Below are 2,552 nucleotides of genomic sequence, written 5' to 3' on the forward strand. Positions count from 1 at the left end.
ATGCGGGCCAGTGAAACTGCGGAATTGATTTTTGATAATTGCAGGATCCCGGATGCGAATCGCGTCGGTGAAGTAGGGGAAGGTTTCATTCAATCCATGAAAATATTAGACGGTGGACGTATTTCCATCGCGGCACTCTCACTGGGTGTTGCGAAAGGCGCCTACGAGGCCGCCCTGAAATATTCCAAGGAACGGGAACAGTTCGGAAAACCGATCAGCAAGTTCCAGGGAATTTCCTTTAAACTGGCTGAAATGGCCACGGAAATCGAGGCCGCAGAGTTGCTTACCCACAAGGCAGCATTTCTTAAAAATGAAGGCAAGCCCATGAGCAAGTACAGCGCCATGTGCAAAATGTATGCCTCCGAGGTATGTGTGAAAGTGGCTAACGAAGCAGTTCAGATTCACGGGGGTTACGGGTATACCAAGGATTATCCGGTGGAGAAGTTTTACCGGGATGCCAAGTTGTGCACTATTGGGGAAGGAACCACGGAAATACAAAAAGTGGTTATCGCCAAGAATATTTTAAAATAAGATGTTGCGGTTTCATTAATTCATTTTATATTTGCCGTCGCAAAATGCTAAAAGAAAGGAGGTTGTAGCCTATGTTAATAATACCAGTTAAAGAAGGGGAAAATATAGATCGCGCTTTAAAACGTTTTAAACGAAAGTTTGACAGAACAGGTAAGATGCGTCAGCTTCGCAGGCGCCAGCAGTTTACTAAACCTTCCGTAGTACGGCGCCAGCAGATCCAGAAGGCTCAGTATATTCAGCGCCTTAAGGACGCAGAAGAAATTTAGGTCCGGCCTACCTTATAATATACAATCCCGCTCTTGCGGGATTTTTTTTGCTCCGGTGTAAAGGCTGGGTTTGCTAACTTTGTAATATGTCTGTCCGTGCCTTCATCGATTATCTCACCCTGGAAAGGAAGTATTCACACCACACTGCTAATGCCTATGAAAAGGACGTGAGAGAGTTCCGGGATTTTTGTGGGGAAGTTTTTGAAGTTACGGACCTGGAACAGGTGGAATACCCTATGGTACGAAACTGGATCGTTGCCCTCATAGACAAACCGCTTTCCAACCGTACGGTGAATCGCAAGATCGCCTCCCTGAAAGCGTATTACAAGTTTCTCTTGCGGACTGGGGTCATCAGCCATAACCCATTGGCCCGCCATAAGGCCCTTAAAACTCCCAAGAAGGTCGAGGTACCTTTTTCTGAAACTGAAATGGAACAGCTGTTGGGGGAAGTTACCTTTGATATGGATTTCGAAGGTACAAGAGACAAGCTCATTATTGATCTGTTTTACACCACAGGGATCAGAAGATCGGAATTGATCAACATAAAATTAGCCGATGTAGACAGCAACCACCGGACCATCAAGGTGCTGGGAAAGCGAAACAAGGAACGCTACGTTCCCCTTTTACCCGCAACGATATCCCTTATAGATGCATATGTAAAAAAGCGGGAAGAATTGGAGACCATCCGGGAACCCCAATTTTTGTTCCTGACAGCCTCCGGTGGTAAGATATATGGTACCCTGGTCTATCGCATCATCAATGCCTGGCTGGGCAAGGTATCAACCAAGCTGAAAAAGAGCCCGCATGTCCTCCGCCATACCTTTGCCACCCACCTTTTGAATAAGGGGGCTGATCTGAATTCGGTAAAGGAACTACTGGGGCACGCAAGCCTGGCTTCTACCCAGGTGTATACCCATAGCAGCATTGCCGAACTTCAGAAGGTCCATGCAAAAGCGCATCCCAGGAACAAATAAAGGTATGCACAGCACACCCGCTATTATTTTACTTAAAGGAAGGGTGCAATAGGGAAGCAAAGGGTCAAGTTTTAAAATAAATCAGTTCAGGAATAGGGAAAAGGCCCCTAATTGCCCCCTGAAAATCACTACCAAATTGGAGGGGGTAGAACCTGTGGGAAGGACGCAAAACACTAGCCTTGAATGGAATCCAAAAATTTTCAAAAATAGTTTTGATTAAAAAAATAATTATCTACATTTGCAGTCCGTTAGAAATGACGGGCTTTTTTATGCGTTCAAACGCTAGAAAAGCCGATGTAGCTCAGCTGGCTAGAGCAGCTGATTTGTAATCAGCAGGCCGTGGGTTCGAGTCCCTCCATCGGCTCGAATGTTCCTAAAAATACTAAGGGCGGGGAGATACTCAAGCGGCCAACGAGGACAGACTGTAAATCTGTTGGTTTTTACCTTCGCAGGTTCGAATCCTGCTCTCCCCACAAAGGTAAAAGTTCCAGGTCGCATATCCGGGTGAAGGATATGCAAGAAAAATAGAAGATTTGGAAGGGGTTATTTGAAATAGTGAAAGTATAAAATTGCGGGAGTAGCTCAGTTGGTAGAGCGTCAGCCTTCCAAGCTGAATGTCGCCGGTTCGAACCCGGTCTCCCGCTCAACTAATTGAGTTCAGCTTTACGGTTTTTGGTATGGGAAGTAAGCCTAAAACTGAAAAGTTTGGACCCGTGAAACCCAAAAAGCCGACGTAGCTCAGGGGTAGAGCGTTTCCTTGGTAAGGAAGAGGTCACGGGTT

3 protein-coding genes and 3 tRNA genes are annotated in these 2,552 nt (G+C 46.0%); all 6 read left to right on the plus strand.

Annotated features, from left to right (window positions below; all coding sequences use genetic code 11):
- Positions 1-531 (plus strand): acyl-CoA dehydrogenase family protein (locus AC4E7D_RS13745; RefSeq protein ID WP_490174351.1); only part of this gene is annotated, 531 nt, incomplete at its 5' end.
- Positions 532-602: 71 nt separating this feature from the next.
- Positions 603-797, plus strand: a complete 195-nt coding sequence (rpsU, locus tag AC4E7D_RS13750) for a 30S ribosomal protein S21 (protein WP_490174352.1) — start codon at positions 603-605, stop codon at positions 795-797.
- An 86-nt stretch (positions 798-883) separates the two neighbouring features.
- The gene (locus AC4E7D_RS13755) at positions 884-1,771 is read left to right on the plus strand and encodes a tyrosine-type recombinase/integrase (RefSeq protein WP_490174353.1); all 888 of its coding nucleotides are present in this window, start codon (positions 884-886) and stop codon (positions 1,769-1,771) included.
- Positions 1,772-2,061: 290 nt separating this feature from the next.
- Positions 2,062-2,135: transfer RNA gene (locus AC4E7D_RS13760), tRNA-Thr, on the plus strand.
- 26 nt (positions 2,136-2,161) lie between these two features.
- Positions 2,162-2,244, plus strand: a tRNA-Tyr gene (locus AC4E7D_RS13765).
- Positions 2,245-2,342: 98 nt separating this feature from the next.
- Positions 2,343-2,415 (plus strand) — tRNA-Gly (locus AC4E7D_RS13770).
- Positions 2,416-2,552: the final 137 nt, after the last annotated feature.

It is taken from the genome of Lentiprolixibacter sp. (assembly GCF_982873095.1).